The sequence below is a fragment of the Streptococcus sp. GMD5S genome, from assembly GCF_000298715.2.
Classification (GTDB): domain Bacteria; phylum Bacillota; class Bacilli; order Lactobacillales; family Streptococcaceae; genus Streptococcus.
In genome coordinates this window covers 1-22,614 of record NZ_AJRG02000016.1, presented here as the reverse complement: position 1 = coordinate 22,614, position 22,614 = coordinate 1, and the positions used below count along the sequence as shown (strand labels likewise).

24 protein-coding genes and 6 tRNA genes are annotated in these 22,614 nt (G+C 42.6%); 1 reads left to right on the top strand and 29 read right to left on the bottom strand.

Annotation, left to right across the window (positions count from 1 at the left end):
- Nucleotides 1-21: 21 nt before the first annotated feature.
- From GMD5S_RS0207780 to tgt, 18 genes are all read right to left on the bottom strand, one after another.
- Nucleotides 22-645 carry a hypothetical protein gene (locus GMD5S_RS0207780; protein WP_000970732.1) on the bottom strand — a complete coding sequence of 208 codons (624 nt, stop codon included), beginning with the start codon at nt 643-645 and terminating at the stop codon, nt 22-24.
- 51 nt (nt 646-696) lie between these two features.
- Nucleotides 697-1,683, bottom strand: a complete 987-nt coding sequence (gene jag / locus GMD5S_RS0207775; protein ID WP_000242587.1) for an RNA-binding cell elongation regulator Jag/EloR — start codon at nt 1,681-1,683, stop codon at nt 697-699.
- Nucleotides 1,684-1,697: 14 nt separating this feature from the next.
- Nucleotides 1,698-2,525 carry a membrane protein insertase YidC gene (locus tag GMD5S_RS0207770; protein WP_000728097.1) on the bottom strand — a complete coding sequence of 276 codons (828 nt, stop codon included), beginning with the start codon at nt 2,523-2,525 and terminating at the stop codon, nt 1,698-1,700.
- Nucleotides 2,500-2,871, bottom strand: coding sequence for a ribonuclease P protein component (rnpA, locus tag GMD5S_RS0207765; protein WP_000748120.1), 372 nt, complete (start codon nt 2,869-2,871; stop codon nt 2,500-2,502). The genes GMD5S_RS0207770 and rnpA overlap by 26 nt, the downstream gene beginning before the upstream one ends.
- A 149-nt stretch (nt 2,872-3,020) precedes the next feature.
- Complete coding sequence (locus tag GMD5S_RS0207760) at nt 3,021-4,211, bottom strand: acetate kinase (protein WP_000167800.1); 1,191 nt, start codon at nt 4,209-4,211, stop codon at nt 3,021-3,023.
- A gap of 50 nt (nt 4,212-4,261) precedes the next feature.
- On the bottom strand, nt 4,262-5,215 hold the full coding sequence (locus GMD5S_RS0207755; protein WP_000345140.1) for a class I SAM-dependent methyltransferase: 954 nt from the start codon (nt 5,213-5,215) through the stop codon (nt 4,262-4,264).
- 58 nt (nt 5,216-5,273) lie between these two features.
- Nucleotides 5,274-5,864, bottom strand: a complete 591-nt coding sequence (locus GMD5S_RS0207750; protein ID WP_000679770.1) for a class I SAM-dependent methyltransferase — start codon at nt 5,862-5,864, stop codon at nt 5,274-5,276.
- A 32-nt stretch (nt 5,865-5,896) separates the two neighbouring features.
- The gene (gene comGG / locus GMD5S_RS0207745) at nt 5,897-6,310 is read right to left on the bottom strand and encodes a competence type IV pilus minor pilin ComGG (protein WP_000265645.1); all 414 of its coding nucleotides are present in this window, start codon (nt 6,308-6,310) and stop codon (nt 5,897-5,899) included.
- Nucleotides 6,288-6,749 carry a competence type IV pilus minor pilin ComGF gene (gene comGF, locus GMD5S_RS0207740; RefSeq protein WP_000250713.1) on the bottom strand — a complete coding sequence of 154 codons (462 nt, stop codon included), beginning with the start codon at nt 6,747-6,749 and terminating at the stop codon, nt 6,288-6,290. Before comGF ends, comGG begins: the two co-directional genes overlap by 23 nt.
- The gene (comGE, locus tag GMD5S_RS0207735) at nt 6,712-7,014 is read right to left on the bottom strand and encodes a competence type IV pilus minor pilin ComGE (RefSeq protein WP_000413365.1); all 303 of its coding nucleotides are present in this window, start codon (nt 7,012-7,014) and stop codon (nt 6,712-6,714) included. Before comGE ends, comGF begins: the two co-directional genes overlap by 38 nt.
- Nucleotides 6,977-7,411 (bottom strand): competence type IV pilus minor pilin ComGD, encoded by a 435-nt coding sequence (gene comGD, locus GMD5S_RS0207730; RefSeq protein WP_001180049.1) that lies wholly within the window; start codon nt 7,409-7,411, stop codon nt 6,977-6,979. The genes comGE and comGD overlap by 38 nt, the downstream gene beginning before the upstream one ends.
- Nucleotides 7,374-7,697: a competence type IV pilus major pilin ComGC gene (gene comGC, locus GMD5S_RS0207725; RefSeq protein WP_000735798.1), complete on the bottom strand. Its 324-nt coding sequence runs from the start codon at nt 7,695-7,697 to the stop codon at nt 7,374-7,376. The genes comGD and comGC overlap by 38 nt, the downstream gene beginning before the upstream one ends.
- A gap of 1 nt (nt 7,698) precedes the next feature.
- Nucleotides 7,699-8,715 carry a competence type IV pilus assembly protein ComGB gene (gene comGB, locus GMD5S_RS0207720; RefSeq protein WP_000355379.1) on the bottom strand — a complete coding sequence of 339 codons (1,017 nt, stop codon included), beginning with the start codon at nt 8,713-8,715 and terminating at the stop codon, nt 7,699-7,701.
- Complete coding sequence (gene comGA, locus GMD5S_RS0207715) at nt 8,663-9,604, bottom strand: competence type IV pilus ATPase ComGA (RefSeq protein ID WP_000249575.1); 942 nt, start codon at nt 9,602-9,604, stop codon at nt 8,663-8,665. The genes comGB and comGA overlap by 53 nt, the downstream gene beginning before the upstream one ends.
- Nucleotides 9,605-9,673: 69 nt before the next feature.
- Nucleotides 9,674-10,039, bottom strand: a complete 366-nt coding sequence (locus tag GMD5S_RS0207710; RefSeq protein WP_000286396.1) for a DUF1033 family protein — start codon at nt 10,037-10,039, stop codon at nt 9,674-9,676.
- A 154-nt stretch (nt 10,040-10,193) separates the two neighbouring features.
- Entirely contained in the window at nt 10,194-11,345 is a 1,152-nt protein-coding gene (gene nagA, locus GMD5S_RS0207705) for an N-acetylglucosamine-6-phosphate deacetylase (protein ID WP_001134447.1), read from the bottom strand.
- A gap of 140 nt (nt 11,346-11,485) precedes the next feature.
- Nucleotides 11,486-13,303: an acyltransferase family protein gene (locus GMD5S_RS0207700; protein WP_001220885.1), complete on the bottom strand. Its 1,818-nt coding sequence runs from the start codon at nt 13,301-13,303 to the stop codon at nt 11,486-11,488.
- 133 nt (nt 13,304-13,436) lie between these two features.
- Entirely contained in the window at nt 13,437-14,579 is a 1,143-nt protein-coding gene (gene tgt, locus GMD5S_RS0207695; protein WP_001285237.1) for a tRNA guanosine(34) transglycosylase Tgt, read from the bottom strand.
- 116 nt (nt 14,580-14,695) lie between these two features.
- Between tgt and GMD5S_RS0207690 the strand changes: the two genes are divergently transcribed.
- Nucleotides 14,696-15,553 carry a DUF975 family protein gene (locus GMD5S_RS0207690; protein ID WP_000876914.1) on the top strand — a complete coding sequence of 286 codons (858 nt, stop codon included), beginning with the start codon at nt 14,696-14,698 and terminating at the stop codon, nt 15,551-15,553.
- Between the two features lie 178 nt (nt 15,554-15,731).
- Here GMD5S_RS0207690 and GMD5S_RS0207685 read toward each other — a convergent pair whose 3' ends face one another.
- From GMD5S_RS0207685 to GMD5S_RS0207635, 11 genes are all read right to left on the bottom strand, one after another.
- On the bottom strand, nt 15,732-16,943 hold the full coding sequence (locus GMD5S_RS0207685) for a LysM peptidoglycan-binding domain-containing protein (RefSeq protein ID WP_000745991.1): 1,212 nt from the start codon (nt 16,941-16,943) through the stop codon (nt 15,732-15,734).
- A gap of 165 nt (nt 16,944-17,108) precedes the next feature.
- Nucleotides 17,109-17,729: an HAD family hydrolase gene (locus GMD5S_RS0207680; RefSeq protein WP_001172833.1), complete on the bottom strand. Its 621-nt coding sequence runs from the start codon at nt 17,727-17,729 to the stop codon at nt 17,109-17,111.
- A 3-nt stretch (nt 17,730-17,732) separates the two neighbouring features.
- Complete coding sequence (locus tag GMD5S_RS0207675; protein WP_000473993.1) at nt 17,733-19,013, bottom strand: MATE family efflux transporter; 1,281 nt, start codon at nt 19,011-19,013, stop codon at nt 17,733-17,735.
- A gap of 60 nt (nt 19,014-19,073) precedes the next feature.
- Nucleotides 19,074-20,558 carry a threonine synthase gene (gene thrC, locus GMD5S_RS0207670; protein ID WP_000177138.1) on the bottom strand — a complete coding sequence of 495 codons (1,485 nt, stop codon included), beginning with the start codon at nt 20,556-20,558 and terminating at the stop codon, nt 19,074-19,076.
- 75 nt (nt 20,559-20,633) lie between these two features.
- Nucleotides 20,634-21,911 (bottom strand): hypothetical protein, encoded by a 1,278-nt coding sequence (locus tag GMD5S_RS0207665; RefSeq protein WP_000091645.1) that lies wholly within the window; start codon nt 21,909-21,911, stop codon nt 20,634-20,636.
- Nucleotides 21,912-22,085: 174 nt separating this feature from the next.
- Nucleotides 22,086-22,169, bottom strand: a tRNA-Leu gene (locus tag GMD5S_RS0207660).
- A gap of 9 nt (nt 22,170-22,178) precedes the next feature.
- Nucleotides 22,179-22,250 (bottom strand) — tRNA-Gln (locus tag GMD5S_RS0207655).
- A gap of 13 nt (nt 22,251-22,263) precedes the next feature.
- Nucleotides 22,264-22,336 (bottom strand) — tRNA-His (locus GMD5S_RS0207650).
- A gap of 14 nt (nt 22,337-22,350) precedes the next feature.
- Nucleotides 22,351-22,421: transfer RNA gene (locus GMD5S_RS0207645), tRNA-Trp, on the bottom strand.
- An 11-nt stretch (nt 22,422-22,432) separates the two neighbouring features.
- Nucleotides 22,433-22,513, bottom strand: a tRNA-Tyr gene (locus GMD5S_RS0207640).
- Nucleotides 22,514-22,530: 17 nt separating this feature from the next.
- A tRNA-Phe gene (locus GMD5S_RS0207635) sits at nt 22,531-22,603 on the bottom strand.
- Nucleotides 22,604-22,614 lie beyond the last annotated feature (11 nt).

Here is a 22,614-nt window from a genome sequence, read left to right as displayed (position 1 = left end):
TTATGATATTTTTGAGAAATTTTACTTCCTCGTCACCTCATAGTAAGGAAGTAGGCGAGTATAAGTTTCTTCTAATTTTTCTAAAATCTCTGCTAATGTTTGATTTTCAATAAAAGAAACATCCGACTTTACCAAAACTTTACGGATTTCCTGATTGCGTACCTTCTCGCGTAAAGTGCGACGGTTCTCCTCAGTAGCCTCCACCTTATGACTTTCCCCATTTGAGTAGACTAGATAATAAATTCCTTCTACCACTGGAAGTTCTAAAACCTTGGCTTGCTTGTCTAAAGTCTGTTCATCTTTCTTGCGCTCAATGAAGCTGACTTCTAAGGAAATCCCAAAATCTGAGGGTTTCCCATACAAACGCAGCGCCAACATGGGTTCTGTTACCTGCCCCTCTCTCTGTAGATAGGCCCAGAAATGCGGTCGCAAGCGCTGCGCTTGATTCATCCACTGACTAGTCTGTTGAAGTTGCCATTCTGGATGACTTGCTTGGAAGTCCTTGGCCAGATTTGTAAAAGCCTTACGAGCCTCCTGGCCTTTGTGGCGCAATTCCAGCATCTTCTCTCGCTCATCTCCAGACTTATCTGGATTACGATACTGGATCCCCGCGTAAGATAGATAGTTTCTGATGGTTTCCATCATCGGTCTTTTCTCCTTTTTTCTAGCAAAAAATCAGGTCAAGCCTGATTTTGTTTATTCTGTATCTACGACAACATAGCGATTTGGCTCATCACCCTCAGAATAACTGGTCACTCCATCCATGCGTGAAATAATGCGATGGATAATCTTGCGTTCGCTATTCGACATTGGATCTGTTTGCTGGCTACGACCTTCCTCCAAAACGCGATTCGCTAATTTTTGAGCGTAGGTTTGCAAGACTTCTGCACGGTGTTCAACATAATCATTGACGTTAATCGTAATGTAGAAAGTTCTTGAATAGCGATTATAAAGGTAATTTTGCGCCAATAGTTGAAGAGCTTTCAAGACTTTTCCGTGATAGCCGATAATACGGCCTGGTTCATTCGTGTCAATTTGAAGATTGATGGTGCGGCGATTGTAGTCACTTGAAATCGTCCCTTCAACATCCATATCATCTACAATGGTTTGAACGTAGTTAGCTACTTCAGTTGCCACTTGTTCGATGTCATAACTTGGTTCTACTTTCAAGCCTAAATCTTCCAAAGATTGGCTTGTTGCTTCCTGCGTTTCAGTTTCTTTTTCTGGAGCAGATTCCACTTCCTCGGCAGTATCCTCTGGTTCCAAATCATTTAAAATTGAAATATGACCTGTTTCTTCCAAAATCGTGCTGGCATGTTTTTCATTTTTCAGGATTTCAGCCTTGACCTCTTCAGAAACACCTTGACCTTCTTCTTCAATCTTCTTAATCGCTTCAACTACATGCCCCAAATCAACAGTTGCTTCACTTACTGTTTTCACGGGTTCATTTTTTTCATTGACTTCTTTTGGAACCCCTTTAATGGCCTGCTGATTGGCTTTGATCACTGTCGTTTCACTAATCGCTTCGATATCAACTTGAGCCGGCTTCTTACCAAACAAGCCTAAGAATCCTTTTTTCTCTTTTGAAACGACCTTGATGTGGGCCTTCATTCTTGGAATGTCTAATTCTTTCAATCCTTTTTGGATTGCTTCTTCAACCGTTGAACCTGTAAATAATACCATTACCAGATTCCTCCTTATTTTTTCTTTTTCTGTGCTTTTTTCAAAGCTCTTCTCTTCTTGCCTTCTAAATCTTTTTCTGCTTGCGCCACTGCTTCTCTTTCAGCAATAATCTTGAAAGGATTGTTCAAAAAATAGGTTTGCAGAACTTGGTAAGCATTGGATACGGCCCAGTACAAGGCTACACCACTTGGGGCGGAGATGGCAAAAACAAAGATCAATACAGGCATACCATACATCATCCCTGTCGTAGCTCCACTTTTTTCGGACAAAGCTTTATTCGATAACCAGCTACTCAAGAAGGTAAAGACTGCCGCCAAAATCGGAAGGACAAAACTTGTATCTACTCCTCCCAAATTAATCCATAAAAAGTGACCTGTTTTCAAAAAGTCTACTCGACTCAAGGCTTGAAAGAGCGCCAAGAGAACCGGCATTTGTATTAAAATTGGCCAGAGAGAGGATGAATGTTTGATTCCTAACTCTTTATAAACCTTACGCATCTCCTGGTCTAGCTTGGTTCTACTTTCCATATCACGACCTGGGTATTGCTCTCGCAAAGCCTTGATGCGCGGTTGAGCCTCTTGCATTTTTCTAGAGGCAACCATCTGTGTCTGAAAGACCGGCAATAAAATCGTCCGGATCAAAATCGTGAAGAGAATAATCCCCACTCCGATACTAATATCAAAGGACAAAAAGCGGATAATTTCAGCAAAAAAATAGACGAATTTGCTCCAAAAGTCTGTCGAATCTGCTGTTATATCGCTAGCTGTACCATTTGTTGCACAGGCTGTCATGATAAACAAGGACAGGCCCAACAAACTAGTCAACTGTAGTTTCTTTTTCACTCCCATTTCCTTCCTGGTAAATCTTTGATAACTTTAATACGTGGAGTAGGTTTTTCTCCATCTCTGCATATTCCAAGGTTTCCACCCCTTTTCGGGCAATCACGACAAAATCAACATGCTCTACTAAACTCCCTTTTACACTTTGTAGAATGTGCCGGATTCGTCTCTTGATTTGATTTCTGGTAACTGCATTCCCCAGCTTTTTGCTGACGGACAGTCCTACTCGAAAATGGTTTTGCTGGTTTTCCAATTGGTAGACAACAAATTTTCGATTGGCAAAACTTGTTCCGTCCTTGAAAATCGCCTTAAAATCTTTCTCTCTTTTTACACGAAAGCTTTTCTTCAAAACTCAACTCCATCTATTAAATTACTACTATTATACCATATTTTTTGAAAAAGCCAATAACAGCAAGGTTTTAGACATTTTCTACATAAAAAAAGCTGGAAAATCTCTTTCCCAACTTCTTTTTACAATCAAATTTTACGTGTATTTACTTATTTTTTCAAGCGCTCAACATCGCGTGCAATCACCAATTCTTCATCTGTTGGAATAACCAAGACACGGATTTTCGCCGCATCAGTTGAGATATCTCCCGTTACACCAAAGACGTTCTTTTCTGGATCCACATCACAACCAAACCAAGAGATACCTGAGATGACATCTTCACGTACGTTTGCAGCATTTTCACCGATACCTGCTGTGAAGATAATCGCATCTGCTCCATTTAGGACTGCAAGATATTGGCCGATATGTTTTTGGATACGATCAACATACATTTCATAAGCCAAAGTTGCATCATGGTCTCCTGCTTCCATGGCAGCAATCACATCACGCATATCGCTTGACTGGCCAGAAACTCCCATGAGCCCTGATTCACGATTGAGAACGCGACTAATATCTTCAGGGGTATTGAAATCCTCTGTATATTGCATGAGATAAGGGATGATAGCAGGGTCAATATCTCCTGTACGAGTTCCCATCATCACACCTCCAAGTGGTGTGAATCCCATAGAAGTATCCACAGACTTCCCACCCTTAACAGCTGTGATAGAAGCCCCGTTACCAATATGGCAGGTAATCAATTTCAAATCTTCTAGAGGACGGCCCAAAAGTTTCGCTGCTTCTTCTGCGACAAACTGGTGGCTTGTCCCGTGGGCACCATATTTACGAACCTTGTTGTCTGTGTAGTATTTAGTTGGTAGAGGGTAGCGATAAGCCTTCTCTGGCATGGTTGTGTGGAATGAGGTATCAAATACGACAACACTGGTAATATCTGGCAGCAATTCCTTAAATGCGCGAATTCCAGCTGCGTTAGCTGGATTGTGAAGAGGAGCCAACAGTCCCAATTCCTCAACTTTTTCTAACACATCTCCCTCAACAACTGTTGATTCCTTGAAATATTCACCACCTGCAACGACGCGGTGGCCGACACCTGTAATTTCGTCGTACCCTTTGATAATGTCAAAACGAATCAAGTCATCTAATAAAATTTTAACGGCTTGTGTATGGTCTTCAATATCAAGAATTTGTTGCTCCGAACGACCGTCAAATTTTACTGTTGAGATCGAATCCTTCAAGCCAATACGTTCAATCAAGCCTTTCGCCAATACAGTTTCTTCTGGCATTTGGTATAGTTGCCATTTCAAGCTTGAGCTTCCTGCATTGATTGCAATTGTTTTTGTCATAAGATGATACCTCTTTTTAAGCGTTTTCATCTATTATAACAAAATCTCTTTTATATTTCAGTACCTTTGCTCCAATTTTGAAAATTTTCTTTAAAGGTCAACAAAACTGACGGATCTTGCAAGCTAGTAAGAGGGTAGACAAAGGGTTCTATTTCCTTGTCTCTTTTCTTCTGTAAGACAAAAATACTTTTAGCTTGGCTTGCAGTTGAGAAAATATCCTCTGGCAGAGCGATGATAGCAGCCAGACTCACTTCGTCTTTGAGCCACCCTTTTAATGAGTCACTTTGAGGGCTGGTCAATAAATCACTCGGAGCTAGAAAAATAGCATAGCCATTTGACTTAAGGTACTTGAAGCCTTGTTCCATCAGCAAATGGTGGGCATAGGTATGCTCTTGACTAGAAGCCACTTGATAGCGAGAAGCGATGGCATCGTCTGGGTAATAGCCTACAGGCAAGTCGCTGATGACCACGTCGCTTTCTTTAAGCATTTGCGGACGAACGGCATCTCCTTGGACAAAACCAGCCTGCAAACCAATCACATCTGCCATACTGGCTGCCAAATCAATCAGCAAGTCATCCACTTCGATTCCCAAGTAATCTACTTTTTTAGCAAGAGAAGTCAAGAAAGTAGCCCCCAAAATCCCCATACCAGAACCTATTTCGAGGATGCTAATTTCCTCTTGATCCAGCAACTCTTCCACAATAAGTACCAAGAGGAGGGCAATGGCATCCGGCGTAAACTGGTGATTGGCCTGTAAAGGCTCCGTTTGTCCCGCCTTCATCAAGAGAAACTGGTAGGTCTTGAGCCACTCTTCCTTGCGAAGTGCTAAGCGCTTAAGGGCTTGATTGTTCTCCTTGACCTGCTTTTGCTCAGTCTCGCCATCTAGATAAATGCTGTTTTGCTCTACTAAGGCATCATAAAAGTTGGTCGCCAAATCACTTTGGATGACTTGGACATTCTCTAGTAAATACGTATAAGCTTGTTCAATTTTTTCAAAATCCATATTCCTATCTTATCAAATTTCCCTCCTTTTTTCCATCTGAAGAGAAAAAATCACTGCTTTAGTCAGCGAGTGATTTTTGGGCTACTGTTAAAAAGAGTTCTGAATAATTTCCTTGAAACAATTCTTCAGCGCTATAGAGAATCTGACTATGCACAGATGAAAAAACCTGCTGAATTAACTTATTTTCCAGTTCAGCTAAATCAAAACCATGATGGTTGGTATCTGTCTTGACAAAATCAGCGATGAGAACTTGTCCATTCTCCCTAAGGTGATGGTAAAACATGGCAAGAGTTGCATCTAGATCAGGCATATGATGAAGAACCCGACTGACAACAATCAGGTCAAATTGCTGTTCCAAGGGATTTGCCAGTAAATCCTGCTCCAAAAACTGGATATTCTTGATGTCTTGTTGCTCTGCTTTCAAACGGGCTTGCTCCAGCATTTTCTCCGAGATATCTACAAGGGTAACCGACTTGGCCTGCTTGGCTAGGGGCAAAGCTAATAGACCTGTCCCACCACCGAAATCCAGAATTTCTTTGTCTGATAGAAGAGCGATCTGTTTTTCAACTGCTTGACAAACCAAATTTGCAAGAAAGATATTTTTGGGCGAATCAAAAGTTTCTGCTTTGTGATTAAAATCGTGTTTCATGCTTTTAGTTTAGCACAAAGAAGTTGAATTGACTAGGATTTGTCTTTCTTTTCAGACTTTTCTTCTGATTTTTTCTTCCCTGCTTGATTGCTTGAATCAGTCGCTACCTCTTCCTTTTTAGCTGTTCTCTTTTCTTGGGTTTTCATCTGAGGAAAGAGAAATTCATAGTTGCCCTTATTCATACGAACACTTGTTGCAAAACCTGTTTTCGTATTGTGATACCTGACTTTTCCTAAGTTAAAGACTCGTTCTCCACTTTCTTGTTCAACCTTATCTTTACTTCGCTTGGCCATAGCAAAAGCTGCCAACTTTTCTTTGTTTAGGGCAAAGTCTTTGTGATGGGCGACTTGCCGATTCAAATAAAACTGCAACAAAAGGCTAAAAATGGCTGCCATGGTGACTGCATATAAGAGAACGCCTGCCTTAACTTTTTGCTTTTTCCACACGATAGATGAACTCCCTTTCTAAGCCTTTTTGAAACTGGAAACGGAAGCGAACCAGTTGATTTCCCTCTGTAATTTGAGCTGATTTAAGTCCATAAACCATAGGTTGGTAGCCCCGTCCGCTGGCATCGGTCTTCCGAAAATCATCCGATTTAGATTTCCCTATAGAGATATCCTTACCATCCTGTTTCATGTAGAGGCGATTGTCTTCTACCTTTTCAAACTGCGAACGCTCTAACTCTGCCTCCAGCTGATCCACAAACAAGAGCCACTCCTTTTGCTCGCTTTGCTGCTGGTAACGAACTTCTGAAATGAGGAGCTGACTCATAGCCTGAAAGAGGAGCAAGCCTCCGCTAATGACGATAAGGGCAATCAGAGATTCTAAAAGAGTGAACGCTCTTACCTTACTGCTCTTTAAGGTCGAGTAACTTCTCTGAACCATAGTAGACCTCCAATCCCTTTTCACTAGAAAACACCTGAATCTCCACTCCGTTTATGTTTACTTGATTTTGCCCTGTCTGCAGAGCCATCTTAGCCGCACGTAAGACTTCCTCTTTTTGCAAGATTTCTGCCTCTTCCTGCCTATTTTTCTGAATTTGTCCTAAAAGGAGGGTTGCAATACTGGCAAATATGGCTAGCGCTACTACTGCTTCTAGTAAGATCACTGCCTTAATTTTTAGTTTCCTTAATGCGTTTAATTTTTCCATTTCCTAGATATAATTGATAGCGAATCGCTCCTTTGCTAGTCTGAAATTCAACCTTAGCCAGGGACGAATTGCCCCCAGCTCGGTCAAATATAATGCTTTGTCCTGATGATGCCTGAATTCCTTTAGGAACGGTCAAGTTTTGACTGCCATTGCTGATCGTCTGCCCATCTAAGTTTAGACTAGTCTTTTGCTGACTGGCAACACTGTGTTTTTGCGTTTCCCGATAGAGTTCTTCAAACTCCATAAAGAAAATCTGCTCCTCTACCGCCGCAAAACTGGACTGAACAGAACCGGACAAGCCCAAAGCAAGGATACTCACAAGTCCCAAAACTAAGAGACTTTCAAGCATAGTAAAGGCCTTAATCTGCAACAGTTTGACTGGTTTTTTGTTTTGCATGGTAGTCTTTGTAAGCTTTAGCTTGCTCAGCTGTGATACGACCGTCCGCTTGTAATTTGCTGAGGCTGGCATCATCATTTTTATCCAAACGATAAAGTTCTGCCTGGCTTTCCACGACCTTGACAACAGCAGCTTTTCCTTTATCATCTACGGCATCCTTTTGCTTGGTCAAATTGGGCACAAAGAGCAAGAGAAGAACGCTGATGATGAGCAAGACCACTAACATTTCTACCAAAGTGAAAGCTTTAACCTTGGCTTTTTTTAAATTTGTCATGAGTTTTTTCATTTTAAAAATTTACCTCCATATTTTGATACATGGGCATAAGCATTGCCGCATAAAGTAAAACGATAATCAGGGCCACAAAGATAAAAACCAGTGGCTGTACTAAGTTCATGGTGCGGTTGACTCGGGTAAAAAAGGCTTCCCAAGTTTTTTCAGCATAGATTTCCAACTCACTCCCCAGCTTGGACTTGACTTCCCCATACTCGATGATGAGACTCAACTCCTTTTTAAAGAAAGGATAGGTCGCTATGGTTTGAGAAAATTCGCGGCCATTTTGCAGGGCTTGAGCCAAATCTTGACCGATTTCGTTAAAGAGCTGTGAGCCTTGTTCCTGCATGATCTGAAAAATCTGCATCAGCTCCATCCCCTGCGAAATCATATTGCCCCATTCACGCGCATAATAAGCTGTCAGATAAGTCTGGACAAAGATTCCTAGAAAGGGAATCCGCGCTAACATCGAGAAGACCCGCATCTTGGAACTTCTTTTGTAAAAAGTGAGAGCTAAAAGCAAAGATAGAGAGCAAACCAACACTAGTCCCAGAAATATTTGTGGCAGATTGCCGATGATTTGAGTGGCGATATTGCTACTGTCCAGTTGAGGAAGTAGATAGTTTCTCAACCCCAGCATGATTAGCAGGAGAAATCCCAGCAAAATCAGAGGATAGGTCGCCACTTCGATTAACTTTTTCTTGACCTTGGACAAATTATCCAGATATTCTTCTATCTTCCCCAGACTCAGGTGAAGATTTCCATGCACTTCAGCTAGAGATAACTGGGTCACAATAGCACTTGAAAAGCCCAAGCTGTCCATCATCTCTGAGAAAGATTTCCCCTGAGCCAAGCCTTGGTGCATCTGGGCCACATAGTCCTTTTCTAGCAGGGCACTTCTTCCCAAGAAAGAAATAATATCCACCAAATGAAAGCCACTGGAGAAGAGATTGTTAAACAGGGTGATGATTTTCTTCTGCTTAGCTGTAGCTAATTTTTTCCGTTTCGGCCTGAAGACTTGTGATATGTCCATCTTTAAGAAGCTGGTCAATCTGTTCATTCCACCTGGTTGGCTGGTGTTCTTGATAGTCTTTGTTTGCAAAGTCAACGATTCCTCCTCCCCCGATTAATCTCTGGTAGCAGACTCCTTGCAGAACAACTGCTAATTCCTCCTCCGTCACCCCCAACTCCAGAAGGCGTTCATAAACACCTCGGATACTCTTAGCATGAATGGTTGAAAAGACTGTCGCCCCTGTCAAACTGGCTCTGACCACTGCACGCGCTGTCTCGCTGTCACGAATTTCACCGATAATCAAGAGGTCCGGACGATGCCGGAGAGACAGTTTGATCAGATTTTCATAGGTCAAGCCAATCGCTTCATTCAACTGCAACTGGAGCATGTCTTCCTGCTTGATTTCGACAGGATCTTCGATGGACATAACCTGTTGCCCCATAAACAGAGACTTGGCTAATTCGTGCATCAAGGTCGTCTTGCCACTTCCAACTGGACCCGCAAAAAGGTAGAGGCCCCGTTGCCGGTACTGCTCACCCAGTTCATTCATATCCTGAAACCAGAAATGCAGGTCCTGCTCTTCGTCGTGCAACAAACGAATGACCAAACTCTCATGTCCCCGATAATCTCCTACGGTAGACAAACGCAGAGAAGACACCTTCTCCCCATGCTGATAGTCGCAAGAGCCCAGCTGACTACGTCTCTTCTCCCCTACATTCATACCCGCTACAAACTTAAAATGACTAATCACAGCAGCTAAAACATCAAACTCATAGGAGTCAACGAGACACCGCGCGTCTCCAACCCGCATGTGAAGCTCATAGGACTTTTCCTTGGGAATGAAATAGATATCCTGAGCCTTCTTTGCTTTCGCAGTAGCAATAATTTTCTGTGCAATTTCTTGTACCATACCGCCCTCCTTATCTAACTATTCGCAAAAAATTGAAAAAAATAAAAAGCAACTTTTAAAAGTTACTTTTTATCTCCATTTCATGCGGCAAGAACGATGCTTTTCTTGACCTGTTTGTTTTTCGTAGCCTGGACGTAGCTTTTCATCGGGGATGACTTGCTCATCCTGTAAAAGTGCCAAAGAATGGTACTGCTGCAAATACTCATCGCACTCATCACACCAGCGTTTATCAGCAGGATCCCAAAAGATAGTCATCAAATCACTCCGACTCTTATAAAGAGGATTCTTCTTTTCCAGCTCAAACCAGCATGATTTATAATATTTTAGAGCATCATAATACTTGTCAAAAGATTGACTCATGATGACATCTTCTTCCCAACCTTCTATGAACCACCACGGTTCAAAATCCCCATACATTTCTATAACACGATACATTCTTACTACTTCCTTTGTATCGTATATTATATCTAATTTTTTAATACAAGAAAAGGATTTTGCTTGTTTCCCCCATTAGCAATTTCTTTAATCCTATTATTTTCATCTGATAATAAAAATAGGAGTCCTTTATTGACCCCTATTTTTTATCTTCTTAGGCTTGATAACGTTTCACACCATCTAGGTAGGTTGCTACCAATTCCAAATCTTTATCTAGTACGATAAAGTCAGCGTCATAACCTTCACGGATTTGACCACAGACATCATCGATGTGAACAGATTTTGCTGGGTTGAGGCTGGCCATCATGACTGCTTCATGCGGATTCGCAATGCCCCATTCGACCACATTTTTCAAACCATCTTTGAGTTTGAGGATTGAACCTGCCAAATTGCCTGTCGATTTGAGGCGAGCAGTTCCATTAGCAACAACTACTGGGAATTCTCCCAACATGTAGTCGCCGTCTTCCAATCCACCCGCTGTCATACAGTCTGTGATAAGGGCGATATTTTCAGTTCCTTTTTGCTTGAGCAAAATATCACAGGCCTTTGGATCTACGTGGTGACCGTCACAGATCAACTCTGCGTAAGTATGTGGCAATTCATACATGGCTCCCACCATACCGAGCTCACGGTGAGTCAACCCACGCATCCCATTGTAGGCATGTACCCAAACACTCGCTCCAGCATCGACTGCTTTTTTAGCTTCATCAAAAGTCGCATTGGAGTGTCCAAGAGCAACGGTCACTCCTTCACCCGTAACTGTACGAACAAAGTCTTCTACACCTTCACGTTCTGGCGCAAGGGCAATTTTATTGAGCAGGCCATTTGCTGCTTTTTGCCAAGCACGAAACTCATCCATACGGGGGTCTTTCATATAAGCAGGGTTTTGGGCTCCCTTGTATTTCTCTGTGAAATAAGGTCCTTCAAAATAGATCCCACGAATCTTGGCTCCACTTGCTTCCTGGTAACGAGCGCCGATATTTTCAGTTACCGCAAGCAACTGCTCGTAAGAGGAAGTCAAGGTCGTTGGCAAGAAGCTGGTAACACCCGTGCTAAGTAGACCTTCACTCATGGTATGAAGGGTTCCTTCGATGTTATTGTCCATGACATCCACACCGCCAAATCCATGAATGTGGGTATCCACAAGTCCTGGGGCAATGCTATAACCTGTATAGTCAATCACCTCAGCTCCTTCAGGAATCTGTTCTACATGTTTGCCAAACTTGCCATCCACAAGTTCCAAGTAACCGCCACGACGAACTCCGTGTGGGTAGAAAAACTGATCCGCTTTAATATAATTAGGCATAATGATAACCTCCTTGATAGATTGATTCTAGAATTTATTATGTCAATTACATTATAAACCTTTCTTTTTCATTTGTAAATGGTATAGACCTATTTTCTAGAGATATTTTAAAAGAGCTGGATTTCTCCAACTCTTTAATTTTATTTTGATTTTACAGGTAGTTCTTGAGCAGCCTTAACAGCAGCTGCAATCGTCTCTGCGTAAAGTTTAGCACCTTCTTCAATCATGTTGCTATTATTTCCAAAGTGAACTTGGTCAGTTCCAGCCCAGATTTCAGGGTGTTCCTTAGCAACCTTATTCCAGTCAGCGATGCTCACATATGGGTTCTTTTCAGCTAATTCTCTCGCATAAGCCGCATACTGTTCCACTGATGTGTAAGTGTCCTTGCTCTTATCTCCCTCATAAGGTGTCACCAGTATCAGATGGTGTCCTTTCGGTAGATGGTTCACGATGCTGTCCAAATCATTCTTATAACCTTCAGGATTGTTGACTCCCGTTGCAATGACGACTGTTTTTAGCAGCGCCTTGTTCTGACTGTTATTGAGCATGATGTCATTGGCTTGCTTGGTCGTTCGACTAACCTGGGCATTGATATTCGCTTCAGGAAGTGCCTCTTGTAAGGCTGTATTGGCACGCAAGGCTACCGAATCTCCTATTAGGCTTGTTCCCTCAGAAATTCCTAGACGACTCAGTTCAGCTTGTTCAGCAAGAGTCTTTGTTTGTCCTATATTGGTCTGGGCTTGTTTGAAACCATTGACCATCAAGTCTGTCTCAAAAGCTCCAACTTGAGGAGCCACAGCTATGATAATCAAGGTAATCAAGGTAAGAATGCCAGCAGCACCAGCACTAATTGGTTTAATATGAGGCAATCGACTAATCTTCCGTATTAAAGGATTGGATTTACCGGCAATCAACGGCTCAATAATATAGAAGGATAGGATAGCAAAGAAATAAGAAAAGATGATTGTCAGAATAACAGCAGGCAGATTACTCATCAGCTGAGAAAAGATAATATAAAAAGGCCAGTGGAAAAGATAAACCGCGTAGCTAGTATCCGCTAAAAATGTAATGATCCGAGGTTCTTGTATCTCAGGCGTTTTCTCATGCAAGACACGCGCAGCAAAAATCATGGTCACTGCCGCTAAACTTGCTAGCAAGAAGCCAAATAAGTACGCAAACAGGTAGGTAAATTTGACAAAGAAAGTCAGAAGCAACAATACCAAAAGCCCCGCAGCAAATACCAGTAGATTTTGACGAAGGTCCCACATCCGGTCAAACTGCTTGACTAAATCGCTCGTCTGACGAACCCCCACAACTGTCGCCAAAATGCTTCCTAAAAAGAAGGGATAGACATGGGTTAAACTTGAAAAGTAGACAGATGAATAGGAACTAGCCATTAGACTACCAATAAACATGGAGAAAAAGCTAATGATAAAAGCTCCTGCAGAAAGGAGAAAGACTATCCCTCTCAATTGACTACTAGATTTTGAACGTTTCGATAAGAACCAAACCGCTAAGCCCCAAAGGATATAGTAGTGAACCTCAACAGCTAGGCTCCAGTTGTGAACAAAGAGATGCGGAATGAACTGGGATTCATAACTACCCCCTGTTAACATTTCGTAGAAGTTGGTCATAAAACCGAGAACTCCAGCTATCTGGCCACCAATTCCAGCAACATAGTCTTGACGAACCAAGAAAGTAAAAGGCATGGTCACCAAAACCATCAGCACCACAGGTGGCACGATGCGGTAAAACCGTCTCTTAAAAAAGCCCAGTAAGTCAATCTGGCGTGCCTTCCCAAATTCTTCTAAAAGGAGGGAGGTGATCAAAAATCCTGAAAAAGTGAAAAAGACATCTACCCCAAAGAAGCCTCCAGGAAAGATCGTTTGAAAGAAGTGGTACAAAAGCACCAAAAGTAAACCTGTAATCCTAATCAAGGAAAACCATTTAATACGCATACGAGTCTATTCTCCATTAAATTAGGAAGCAAAACACCGCCTAATTTCCATTCCATTATACTCCCTATTCTATCAAAAAAATAGGAAAAATCCTAAGAGAAAACTTAGGATTTTGGCATTCTAATTTTACACTTTAGAAATTGCGCCCTGACTTGTTGTAGCCATATTTTTCCACAAAATACTCACGGAATTCCAATAGATTATCATCCATGATGGCTTGACGCACTTGCTTCATCAGATTGAGCAAGAAGTAGAGATTGTGGTAGCTAGTCAAGCGGATACCAAAGGTTTCGTCAGCCTTGAGCAGGTGACGAAGGTAGGCGCGTGTGTAGTTCTTGCATGTGTAGCAATCACACTCAGGATCCAGTGGCGTAAAGTCTTCAGCGAATTGTGCATTTTTGACAACCAAACGACCTTGGCTGGTCATACAAGTTCCGTTACGAGCGATACGAGTCGGCAAGACACAGTCAAACATATCCACACCACGAATCACCCCATCAATCAAGCTATCCGGCGCTCCCACACCCATCAAATAGCGAGGTTTATTTTCAGGCAGCAGTTGAGTTGTAAAGTCCAAGACTGCATTCATTTCTTCATGGGTCTCTCCTACTGCCAAACCACCGATAGAGTAACCAGGGAAGTCCATGCTAACAAGGTCGTGAGCTGACTGACGGCGAAGGTCTTCAAATCCTGCCCCCTGTACAATTCCAAACAAACCTTGGTCATGTGGACGACGGTGAGCCTTCAAGCCACGTTCGGCCCAACGGCTAGTACGCTCGATGGATTTCTTAACGTAGTCGTAAGGTTGGTAAAACTGAGGACATTCATCAAAAGACATCATGATGTCTGAGCCTAAATTGTTCTGAATAGAGATGGCCTTTTCTGGCGATAGGAACATCTTGGAACCATTGAGATGGTTTTTAAAGGTTACTCCTTCTTCGGTGATATTTCGGCTATCTGCTAGGGAATAAACCTGGAAGCCACCACTATCTGTCAAAATTGGTTGGTCCCAGTTCATAAATTTGTGGAGACCACCTGCGCGTGCGATGAGTTCATCTCCAGGGCGAAGCCAGAGATGATAGGTATTAGAGAGGATAATCCCTGATCCCATCTCCTTCAACTCCTCTGGTGACTGGGTCTTGACAGTAGCTTGGGTCCCAACTGGCATAAACATAGGTGTCGGGAAGGTACCGTGCGGGGTGATGATTTCTCCCAGACGAGCTCCCGTGTGTTTCTCTTTCTTAATCAAACGGTATTTGATTGGTGAATCTGACATTTTTTACCTCCGAAGCTGGGAAAAACAGTCCCAGTTCATACTTTGTGCCCAAAGGCATACTGTATGATTTTATCAAAAAAACTAGGAACTGTCACGAACTATGGTATAATGAGAGAATGAAATACCCAAAAATTGATTTAAAAACCATTCGTCTGCAGACGAGGCAGTTTCAGGCTGAAAATCCCCGCCTCTTTCTCGTCTATCTCTTACCTAGCATACTGGTCATCTTATCAGGCTTTCTCAACCCCTTGGCTCGTCTCCAAGAAAGTGTTTTAGAGCAATCCTTTTTCAGCATGCTGGCACAAGTGCTCCAAGCCTATCTCTTCCCACTAGTGGTTTCTTTTTTGAGCACAATTTTTCTAGCAGGTGCTGCTTTTGCGACACTCCGACTCCTCAAGGATCCTGATACAGAACTCTCAGTAAAATCAAGCCTGGCCCTCTTTGCTGAAGAGCGCTTCTCGCAAACCTTCCTCACTCTGCTCCTCAAACGTTTCTACCTCTTTTTATGGAGCATTCCAAACTTAGTAGGCGTTTATTTTCTCTTTTATAGCAATCTCTTAGCTCGGAGATTTGTCGCCCTACATCCTGAATTTCCAAAATTAGACCTCTCATCCCTTGAAACAGAGCAGTTCCTTATGACCTTTGGCCTCTACTTTTTCGCGAGTCTCATCTTGATGATTGTAGGGAACATCCTCTACGTTCCACAATATTATGCCTACTCGCAGGTAGAATTCCTCCTCTGCGATACTCTGGATTTAGGACAGGCTAAACCCCGTCAAATCCTGAAAACCAGCCGTTTCTTGATGAAGGGTTACAAATTCCAGCGCTTTGTCCTCGACCTACAACTACTCCCTTGGTACTTCCTCAACTGGCTCACTTTTGGAATTGCTAGTTTTTCAATCCTTCCCTATATCCAAAACAATCATATCTTCTTTTACAGAGCCCTACTAGCCCGTAAACGTCGAAATGGATAAGAGTCTACAAAAACCAGCGTCGTTCAGGACGCTGGTTTTCTTATTTCAAAAGTAACATACTCAGCAGAGTCAAAATAGCAGGCCCACCTTGCTTCAGAATAATCTTCCCATTCCCCTGAAACTATCACACAAAAAAAGAAGCGGGAACTCAATTAGTTCCCAACTTCCATTTTAATGATTAGTTCATTGATACGTGAACGTGGTCATAGTGGTTTTCGGTCACACTACCACGATCCGGCATTGGATTCCACGTGTAGGCTGGTCCATATTTACTATCGTATGGAGCGTAGAAACGTTGTTTCCAGATGATATAGTTGATACCACGGCTAGCCATATTTTTGACTGCATATTCCGCGATTTGATCACCAAGTGCTGAACTCACTGGAACCATGAAGTCGATGGCCAAACCTTTACCATGGTCCCCACTGTCACCAGGACGGTAGCCACTAAAGGATGTAATCCCAAACAAGTTGGCTACTTCTTCTTTAAAGGCTGCAGTTTGTGGTTGAAGACCAGCATTCTCAGACTTAGCTACAGCAAGTCCTGCATAGTCAGGAGCTGCTGGAGCTGAATATGTTCTTGAAGGAGTTTGGCTTTGCTCTGCTTGATAAGTCGAAGTTGCAGTGTCAGAAGTTGCTGTTGATGCTGCTGTTTCTTCTGTTGCACTTGTTCCTGTTGTATCAGCAGGCGTTTCAGTTGCCGGCGCAGCTGCTACTGGTGCTTCTGCTGGAGTTGTTGCTGCCGTTTCTTCGGTAGCTGGAGTCGCCACTTGTGGAGCTTCTTCAACTGGGCGAGTTGTTTCTGCTACTGGTGCTTCCGCTGGAGTCGTTTCAGCTGTTTCTTCAGCTACAGGTGTTTCTGTAGATGGTGTCTCTTCAGCAACTGTCCCTGTCTCAGAAACTTCTGAACTTGGCGCTACTTCTGCTGGTTTTTCATTCTCTGTTGCAGTTGGAGTTTCCTCAATTGGTTGAGAAAGGTCTTCTACTTGAACTGTTTGTTCATCGACGGTTACTTGGTTGGTCGTCAAATCAGCTGTCGCAGTCGTCACTTCTTCACTAGAATCTGCTTGAGGTGTCTGGATTTCAACTTCCGTCACCTCTTCTGCCTCATTGACAGTTGTAGTGAGGACAGTATCTGGGAAAATCAAGTCCATATTGGTGATTTTGTTCAAATTAGCAAGAACGGTTACATCAACTCCCAAAGCTTCTGCAATCGTGCTCAGGGTATCACCATACTGAACTGTATAGCTGTTTTTGTTCTCGTTTTTCGTCACGTCATTTTGGATTTGCTCAACGGTACGTGCTGTCCATGCAATTTCTTCCGCTTGAGTTGCCAATGCTGGCGCAAAAGACAAGGCTACTGTTGAGGCTAAGATAATTCTTTTCTTCATTCGTTCACATTCCTTTCAAATGAGTACCTGTCTATCATAACACAAAAAAAGCAGAAAAAAAGCCCTCTCGGGCCTATTTAACAGAACTGACCATTCCTTGTAACAAACTCGATCAGTTGAAATAGTTTGTTAGGTTTCTGTCACAAAACTGACACACTCTTCTCGTTACTTATCCTCAAAAATATAAGGAATATCTGCTAGTGCTTGAATCTTCTGATTCCCTTCATAAAATGACTCTAAAAAGTTAATGCTTTGAAGACCACTATTCTGGGCAAATTCCACATCCAAAGTCCGATCCCCTATATAATAGGTGTTATCAGGATCCAACTGATACTTGTCTAGCAGATATGTCGCCGCCTCTGGACCGGGCTTGCGTGCAAAACCACTCTGATTAGTTAAAATCTCTGTGAAATAAAATTCCAAACCCAAGTCTCTTAGAATGGTAAGCGCATTGTCCCCCTTATGAGTATAGACAAACTGCTGAATCCCTGCTTGGTCTGCCCAAGCTAGCACTTCACGCGCACCTGGCATCAAAACTACCTGGGCATTTTTCTCAGACAAGCTCTGGGCACGTACCTGATTGAGCACTTCCGCATCCAGATTTCTCTCTTCTGCCACCTGCTCCAGCAAATCCTGCACAGAAAACTTGAGGATAAACTCTCTCACTTTCTCCTTATCATAAGGAATAGAAAACTGAGCAAAGGTCTCCTCAATCCCTGACAAAATCGCTTCGTATGAGTCCAATAAAGTCCCGTCCAAATCCCAAATAAAAGCTGTTTTTTGCATCTCCTATCCTTTCAAGCTCATATAACGCTGGTAACGGTAACGTAGAAATAACCAACGGAAACCATTATCCAAGAGAGTCCCTGCCCAAATACCAGGCAAGCCCCAACCAAGAACAATACCCATCAGATAAGCTGTCCCTATACGGATACACCACATCCCAATACTTGTCGCATAAAAGGGGAGGCGAGCATTTCCCAAACCCTGCCAAACTGCCGTATAAATAACTGTCCCTGTCGCCATGGGGGTTCCTAGTAGAGAGAACAGCGCCACCAAAACGCTCGCTTCGACTGCTACAGGATCGGTCGTATAGAGATGAGTCAGTGGTGTTCCTAAGGCATAGATACTGAAAGTTAAGGGCAACATGAGAAGCAGGGAAAGCCAAAAGGTTTGTTTGCTCAAACTAGCGACTCTTTCCCAATTATCCTCTCCAACTGCTCGAGCTACCAGCATGACCGTTGCCGTAGCGACGCCAAAGGCAGGCATGTAGTTAAACTGGGTCAAGACTTCTCCGACTGCATTCCCCGCTACTGCCTCCGTCCCAAAAGAAACAACCAAGGCAATAATCACTACATCTCCAGCCCGCATCATGAGACGTTCTCCTGCCGCTGGTAAAGCCAAAGTCAATAGTTCCTTATCTAAACCAAAAGTCGGTTTCTCAAAAGGCAGCTTTAATTGCGACCACAAAATCACAAGACCGACTAAGCGAGACAAGATAGTCCCCCAAGCAACACCCGCTATGCCCATATCAAGGACAAAAATAGCTAGACTTGAAAAAAGAATATTCAAGGCATTGGATAAAAGACTCACATAGAGAGGTAGACGCGGATTATGCGTTGCACGAATCAAGGCACCTAGACTGGTCATCAAGCCCAAGAGAACAATCGATCCACCCACCAAAGATAGGTAGAGCCCACCACTCTCAGCCACAGCCTGCTCAGTTCCCAAAAGTCCTATCATCTCTTGCCCAGCAAAGAGTGATAAGGCGCCTAAAAGCCCACTCAGCAATAGGGTTATCTTGAGAGCCTCTGTCACGTGATAAGCCAACTTGGACTGATTTTTCTGTCCCAAACTTTTTGAAATAACACTGGAGATAGCAGCTCCCAGAGCGATAAAAATCGCCTGGTAAATCGTGATAATATTGCCAGCCACTGAAACACCTGAAATAGCGATTAAGCCCAAGTGAGCGACCAAGTAACTATCCACCATGCCCATAAGCATCTGCAAAAAGTTTTCACCCATAGCTGGCAATGCAATATTAAGAATGTCTTTATTTTTCTTAAACAATCTCTCCTCCTGATGAAAAGAAACTCAGTTGGTTTCCCAACCGAGTTTACTTCCTCTGTCTTAAAGTCCTAGATAAGTCTCCACCGCTGCTTGCATGTCAGCAGCTGCCACTGTTGTTTTATGACGAACTGGAGCTGTTTCAAGGCCATCAACCGCTGGTGGCACTGCCACTCCTGAAATGTCATGTAATTGAGCCAAGGCTTCAAAGTCAGTCAAGCCTGCGTTTCCTGTTACCGCTTCTACGGCAACCACTGGGAACTTGTATGGACTAGCTGTTGAAGCAATCACTGTCTTAGCCGCATCCCCAGTAGCCGCTTTGTATTTTCTATAAACTGCTGAGGCAACCGCCGTATGTGGATCCTCGATATAGGCATCTGTTTGATAAACACGTTTAATTTCTGCTGCTGTTTCTTCCTCAGTCGCATATTCAGCTGCAAAGAGTTCCAAAATCGCTGCATCAAAGTCTGTCAATTCATATTGTCCTTGTGTACTCAAGGCATTCATGAGTTCAGCAGTCTTAACCGCATCATTCCCCAAAAGATGGAAAATCAAACGCTCCAAGTTTGAAGATACCAGAATATCCATAGATGGACTAGTTGTCACTTTAAACTCACGTTTCTTGTCGTAAACACGTGTCTTGAAGAAGTCTGTCAAAACATTGTTGTCATTTGAAGCACAGATTAATTTGCCAACTGGAAGACCGATTTGTTTAGCATAAAAGGCAGCCAAAATATTTCCAAAGTTTCCTGTTGGTACTGTGAAATTGACCTTTTCACCAGCCACAATCTCACCAGACTTGACCAACTGAGCGTAGGCATAAACATAATAAACAATCTGTGGTACCAAACGACCAATGTTCATAGAGTTAGCTGATGAAAATTGCAACTTGTTCGCTGCCAATTTTTCACGAAGTTCCACATCGTTGAACATGTGCTTCACGTTTGTTTGTGCATCATCAAAGTTTCCATCAATAGCGATAACATGAGTATTGTCGCCAGTCTGAGTAGTCATTTGCAACTCTTGTACCTTGCTAACACCATCTTTCGGATAAAAAACGATAATCTCAGTTCCAGGCACATCGGCAAACCCCGCCATAGCAGCTTTCCCAGTATCACCAGATGTCGCTGTCAAAATGACAATCTTGTTCTCCAAACCATGCTTTTTAGCGGCTGTTGTCATAAAGTACGGCAAGATAGACAAGGCCATGTCTTTAAAAGCGATCGTTGAACCATGGAACAGTTCCAAGTTATATTGCCCATCCAGTTTCACCAATGGCGCAATAGCTGGAGTATCAAACTTGCTATCGTAGGCATTGGTGATACAGTAGTCCAACTCCTCAGCCGTAAAGTCATCTAAAAAGGCTGATAAAACTAATTTAGCCACTTCTTGGTAAGAAGCATCTTTTAATGTTTCAAAGTCCAAATCCACCTTTGGATAAGTAAGTGGTGTAAACAGACCACCATCCGTCGCCAAACCTTGCAAAATAGCTTGGCTGGCAGTTACTGTATTATTGGCATCACGCGTTGATTGATAAACTAATGTCATGAATCTCTATCCTTTATCTATAGTCTCTTCCATTATATCATGATTTTTCAGAAAATTCTCCCTTTATAAGAGAAATTATAATCCCAATTCTTTCTTCAAAGGCTCTAAATAAACCATTTCTTGCTTATCTCTTTTCTCCAGTCCTTCCTCAGCTAGGGTGAGTAAATCTTTAGAAAACTCGAGAACCGCAGCTTCTTCTTCATCTGTGAGTTGTTTTTTAGAAAATTGTCGTCTTAAAAGCTTATAATCACGACCAGCTGTGGTAAAAAATGGAGCAGTTCGCAAGTAAGCTTCAAGCTTGTCTAAATGAACCAACAAGCCCAAGTGAAAGGCAGCAGAAGCAAAAGTCCTATCAAGTGGCTGAGTACACACACTACGAAACTCAACTGTTCCTCGAGTCGTTAAGTCTTGGTACTGGTAACTACGATGAGTTTGGAAATCCTCCTCCTGAGGATGAATTAACACCTCATCCCCATTAAGGGTAAATGCTTGGATTTCAGGTGTAGCCAAATAGTCCCTAGCCTGAATCGGATAAAAATAATAGATCTGCCCATCACGCTCCGCAGTAAAGATTGCAGAATAATCTAGATAATCAAAAAAATCATTCTCGTCTTTGAAGAGTCTGGCATTGACGCCTACATTTTCAGGATAAATCCCGTGCATAGACTCTTCCCAAAAAATATCTCTCGAAATCTTGGTATCCCAATCTGCCCCTGAAAACTCAGAATTTGCAAACAAACAAGCTTTGGCAGCTTCAATTTGAGTAAAAGCATTGATAACACGCAGGTAGTTGGACCTTGAAATGTCTAGTTGAACCTGACTCCCACAGATAAAGGCTCCATACTCAGGGAAATGATGTAAATCTGATTTAGTTACATTTCTACTCAAATTCAGATAATCCATCAACATCTGATAGCGTGGATAAGCCACTGGACAATTCTCATTTTTATCCCAGTTAGGATGAATGCCGCGGCCAACAATAGCATGATTAGCTTCACCCAATTTATTCTGAATCGTAGCCATATAGAAGTTAAGGCGTTCTTCTACCTCTTGGATAGATTCGGCCTTTCCGAATGCAAACTCAATCGTCGTATAAGCAACCTCAAACAAGATCGTATCTTGGCTGACTGGATCAAGCAACTGAATTGGATTCCCAAAATCATCCACTTTTTCGATAGTAAAGCCCAGTACTGATGGTAAATACCGAAAGAGATCCTTAACAACTTCACCATCTGTAGCTTTACCCTCTAAATTTACAATAGGATATTCTAACTCAATCCCAATAAATAAATCTGGGTGCTCTTTTATATTCTTTAAGTAACGTTTCTTTAGTAATTCAACAGACCGAGACATTAATCACCAAACTCTTTCATAATCAAAATAAATTGTGAATAAGTAATATTATACCAAAAATACACTAAAAATGACTAGAATAAGAAGAAAAAGATGATTCATCAGTTATCTGTACTTAATCAAAATCTTTACCAAAACAAAAAACAAGGTCCGAAAACCTTGTCTTTATTACTATACCGGCGGCCGGGGTCGAACCGGCACGTCCTTGCGGACACTGGATTTTGAGTCCAGCGCGTCTGCCAATTCCGCCACGCCGGCAAATAGTAACTGGGGTAGCTGGATTCGAACCAACGCATGAGGGAGTCAAAGTCCCTTGCCTTACCGCTTGGCTATACCCCAATAATATAAAATAGGCGAGTGATGGGGATCGAACCCACGCATGCCAGAGCCACAATCTGGTGTGTTAACCACTTCACCACACCCGCCATAATCATATTAACACGGGCAGTAGGAATTGAACCCACACTGAAGGTTTTGGAGACCTTAGTTCTACCTTTAAACTATGCCCGTAACTAAAGTAATGGAAGGGGAGGGATTCGAACCCCCGAACCCGAAGGAGCGGATTTACAGTCCGCCGCGTTTAGCCTCTTCGCTACCCTTCCAAGTTATAAATAAAATATGGCGCGAGACGGAATCGAACCGCCGACACATGGAGCTTCAATCCATTGCTCTACCAACTGAGCTACCGAGCCAAATTGCGGGA

Bases quoted from the DNA above. Each gene is read 5' to 3' on its own strand.
- GMD5S_RS0207780 (WP_000970732.1), bottom strand. From the start codon at position 645: ATGATGGAAACCATCAGAAACTATCTATCTTACGCGGGGATCCAGTAT.
- comGA (WP_000249575.1), bottom strand. From the start codon at position 9,604: ATGGTACAAGAAATTGCACAGAAAATTATTGCTACTGCGAAAGCAAAG.
- GMD5S_RS0207755 (WP_000345140.1), bottom strand. From the start codon at position 5,215: ATGGATTTTGAAAAAATTGAACAAGCTTATACGTATTTACTAGAGAAT.
- GMD5S_RS0207665 (WP_000091645.1), bottom strand. From the start codon at position 21,911: ATGTCTCGGTCTGTTGAATTACTAAAGAAACGTTACTTAAAGAATATA.
- GMD5S_RS0207685 (WP_000745991.1), bottom strand. From the start codon at position 16,943: ATGAAGAAAAGAATTATCTTAGCCTCAACAGTAGCCTTGTCTTTTGCG.
- GMD5S_RS0207760 (WP_000167800.1), bottom strand. From the start codon at position 4,211: ATGACAAAAACAATTGCAATCAATGCAGGAAGCTCAAGCTTGAAATGG.
- comGF (WP_000250713.1), bottom strand. From the start codon at position 6,749: ATGGTTCAGAGAAGTTACTCGACCTTAAAGAGCAGTAAGGTAAGAGCG.
- jag (WP_000242587.1), bottom strand. From the start codon at position 1,683: ATGGTATTATTTACAGGTTCAACGGTTGAAGAAGCAATCCAAAAAGGA.
- comGC (WP_000735798.1), bottom strand. From the start codon at position 7,697: ATGAAAAAACTCATGACAAATTTAAAAAAAGCCAAGGTTAAAGCTTTC.
- GMD5S_RS0207700 (WP_001220885.1), bottom strand. From the start codon at position 13,303: ATGCGTATTAAATGGTTTTCCTTGATTAGGATTACAGGTTTACTTTTG.
- comGD (WP_001180049.1), bottom strand. From the start codon at position 7,411: ATGCAAAACAAAAAACCAGTCAAACTGTTGCAGATTAAGGCCTTTACT.
- GMD5S_RS0207750 (WP_000679770.1), bottom strand. From the start codon at position 5,864: ATGAAACACGATTTTAATCACAAAGCAGAAACTTTTGATTCGCCCAAA.
- nagA (WP_001134447.1), bottom strand. From the start codon at position 11,345: ATGCCTAATTATATTAAAGCGGATCAGTTTTTCTACCCACACGGAGTT.
- comGE (WP_000413365.1), bottom strand. From the start codon at position 7,014: ATGGAAAAATTAAACGCATTAAGGAAACTAAAAATTAAGGCAGTGATC.
- GMD5S_RS0207680 (WP_001172833.1), bottom strand. From the start codon at position 17,729: ATGCAAAAAACAGCTTTTATTTGGGATTTGGACGGGACTTTATTGGAC.
- comGB (WP_000355379.1), bottom strand. From the start codon at position 8,715: ATGGACATATCACAAGTCTTCAGGCCGAAACGGAAAAAATTAGCTACA.
- thrC (WP_000177138.1), bottom strand. From the start codon at position 20,558: ATGACATTAGTTTATCAATCAACGCGTGATGCCAATAATACAGTAACT.
- GMD5S_RS0207710 (WP_000286396.1), bottom strand. From the start codon at position 10,039: ATGTATCGTGTTATAGAAATGTATGGGGATTTTGAACCGTGGTGGTTC.
- tgt (WP_001285237.1), bottom strand. From the start codon at position 14,579: ATGTCAGATTCACCAATCAAATACCGTTTGATTAAGAAAGAGAAACAC.
- GMD5S_RS0207690 (WP_000876914.1), top strand. From the start codon at position 14,696: ATGAAATACCCAAAAATTGATTTAAAAACCATTCGTCTGCAGACGAGG.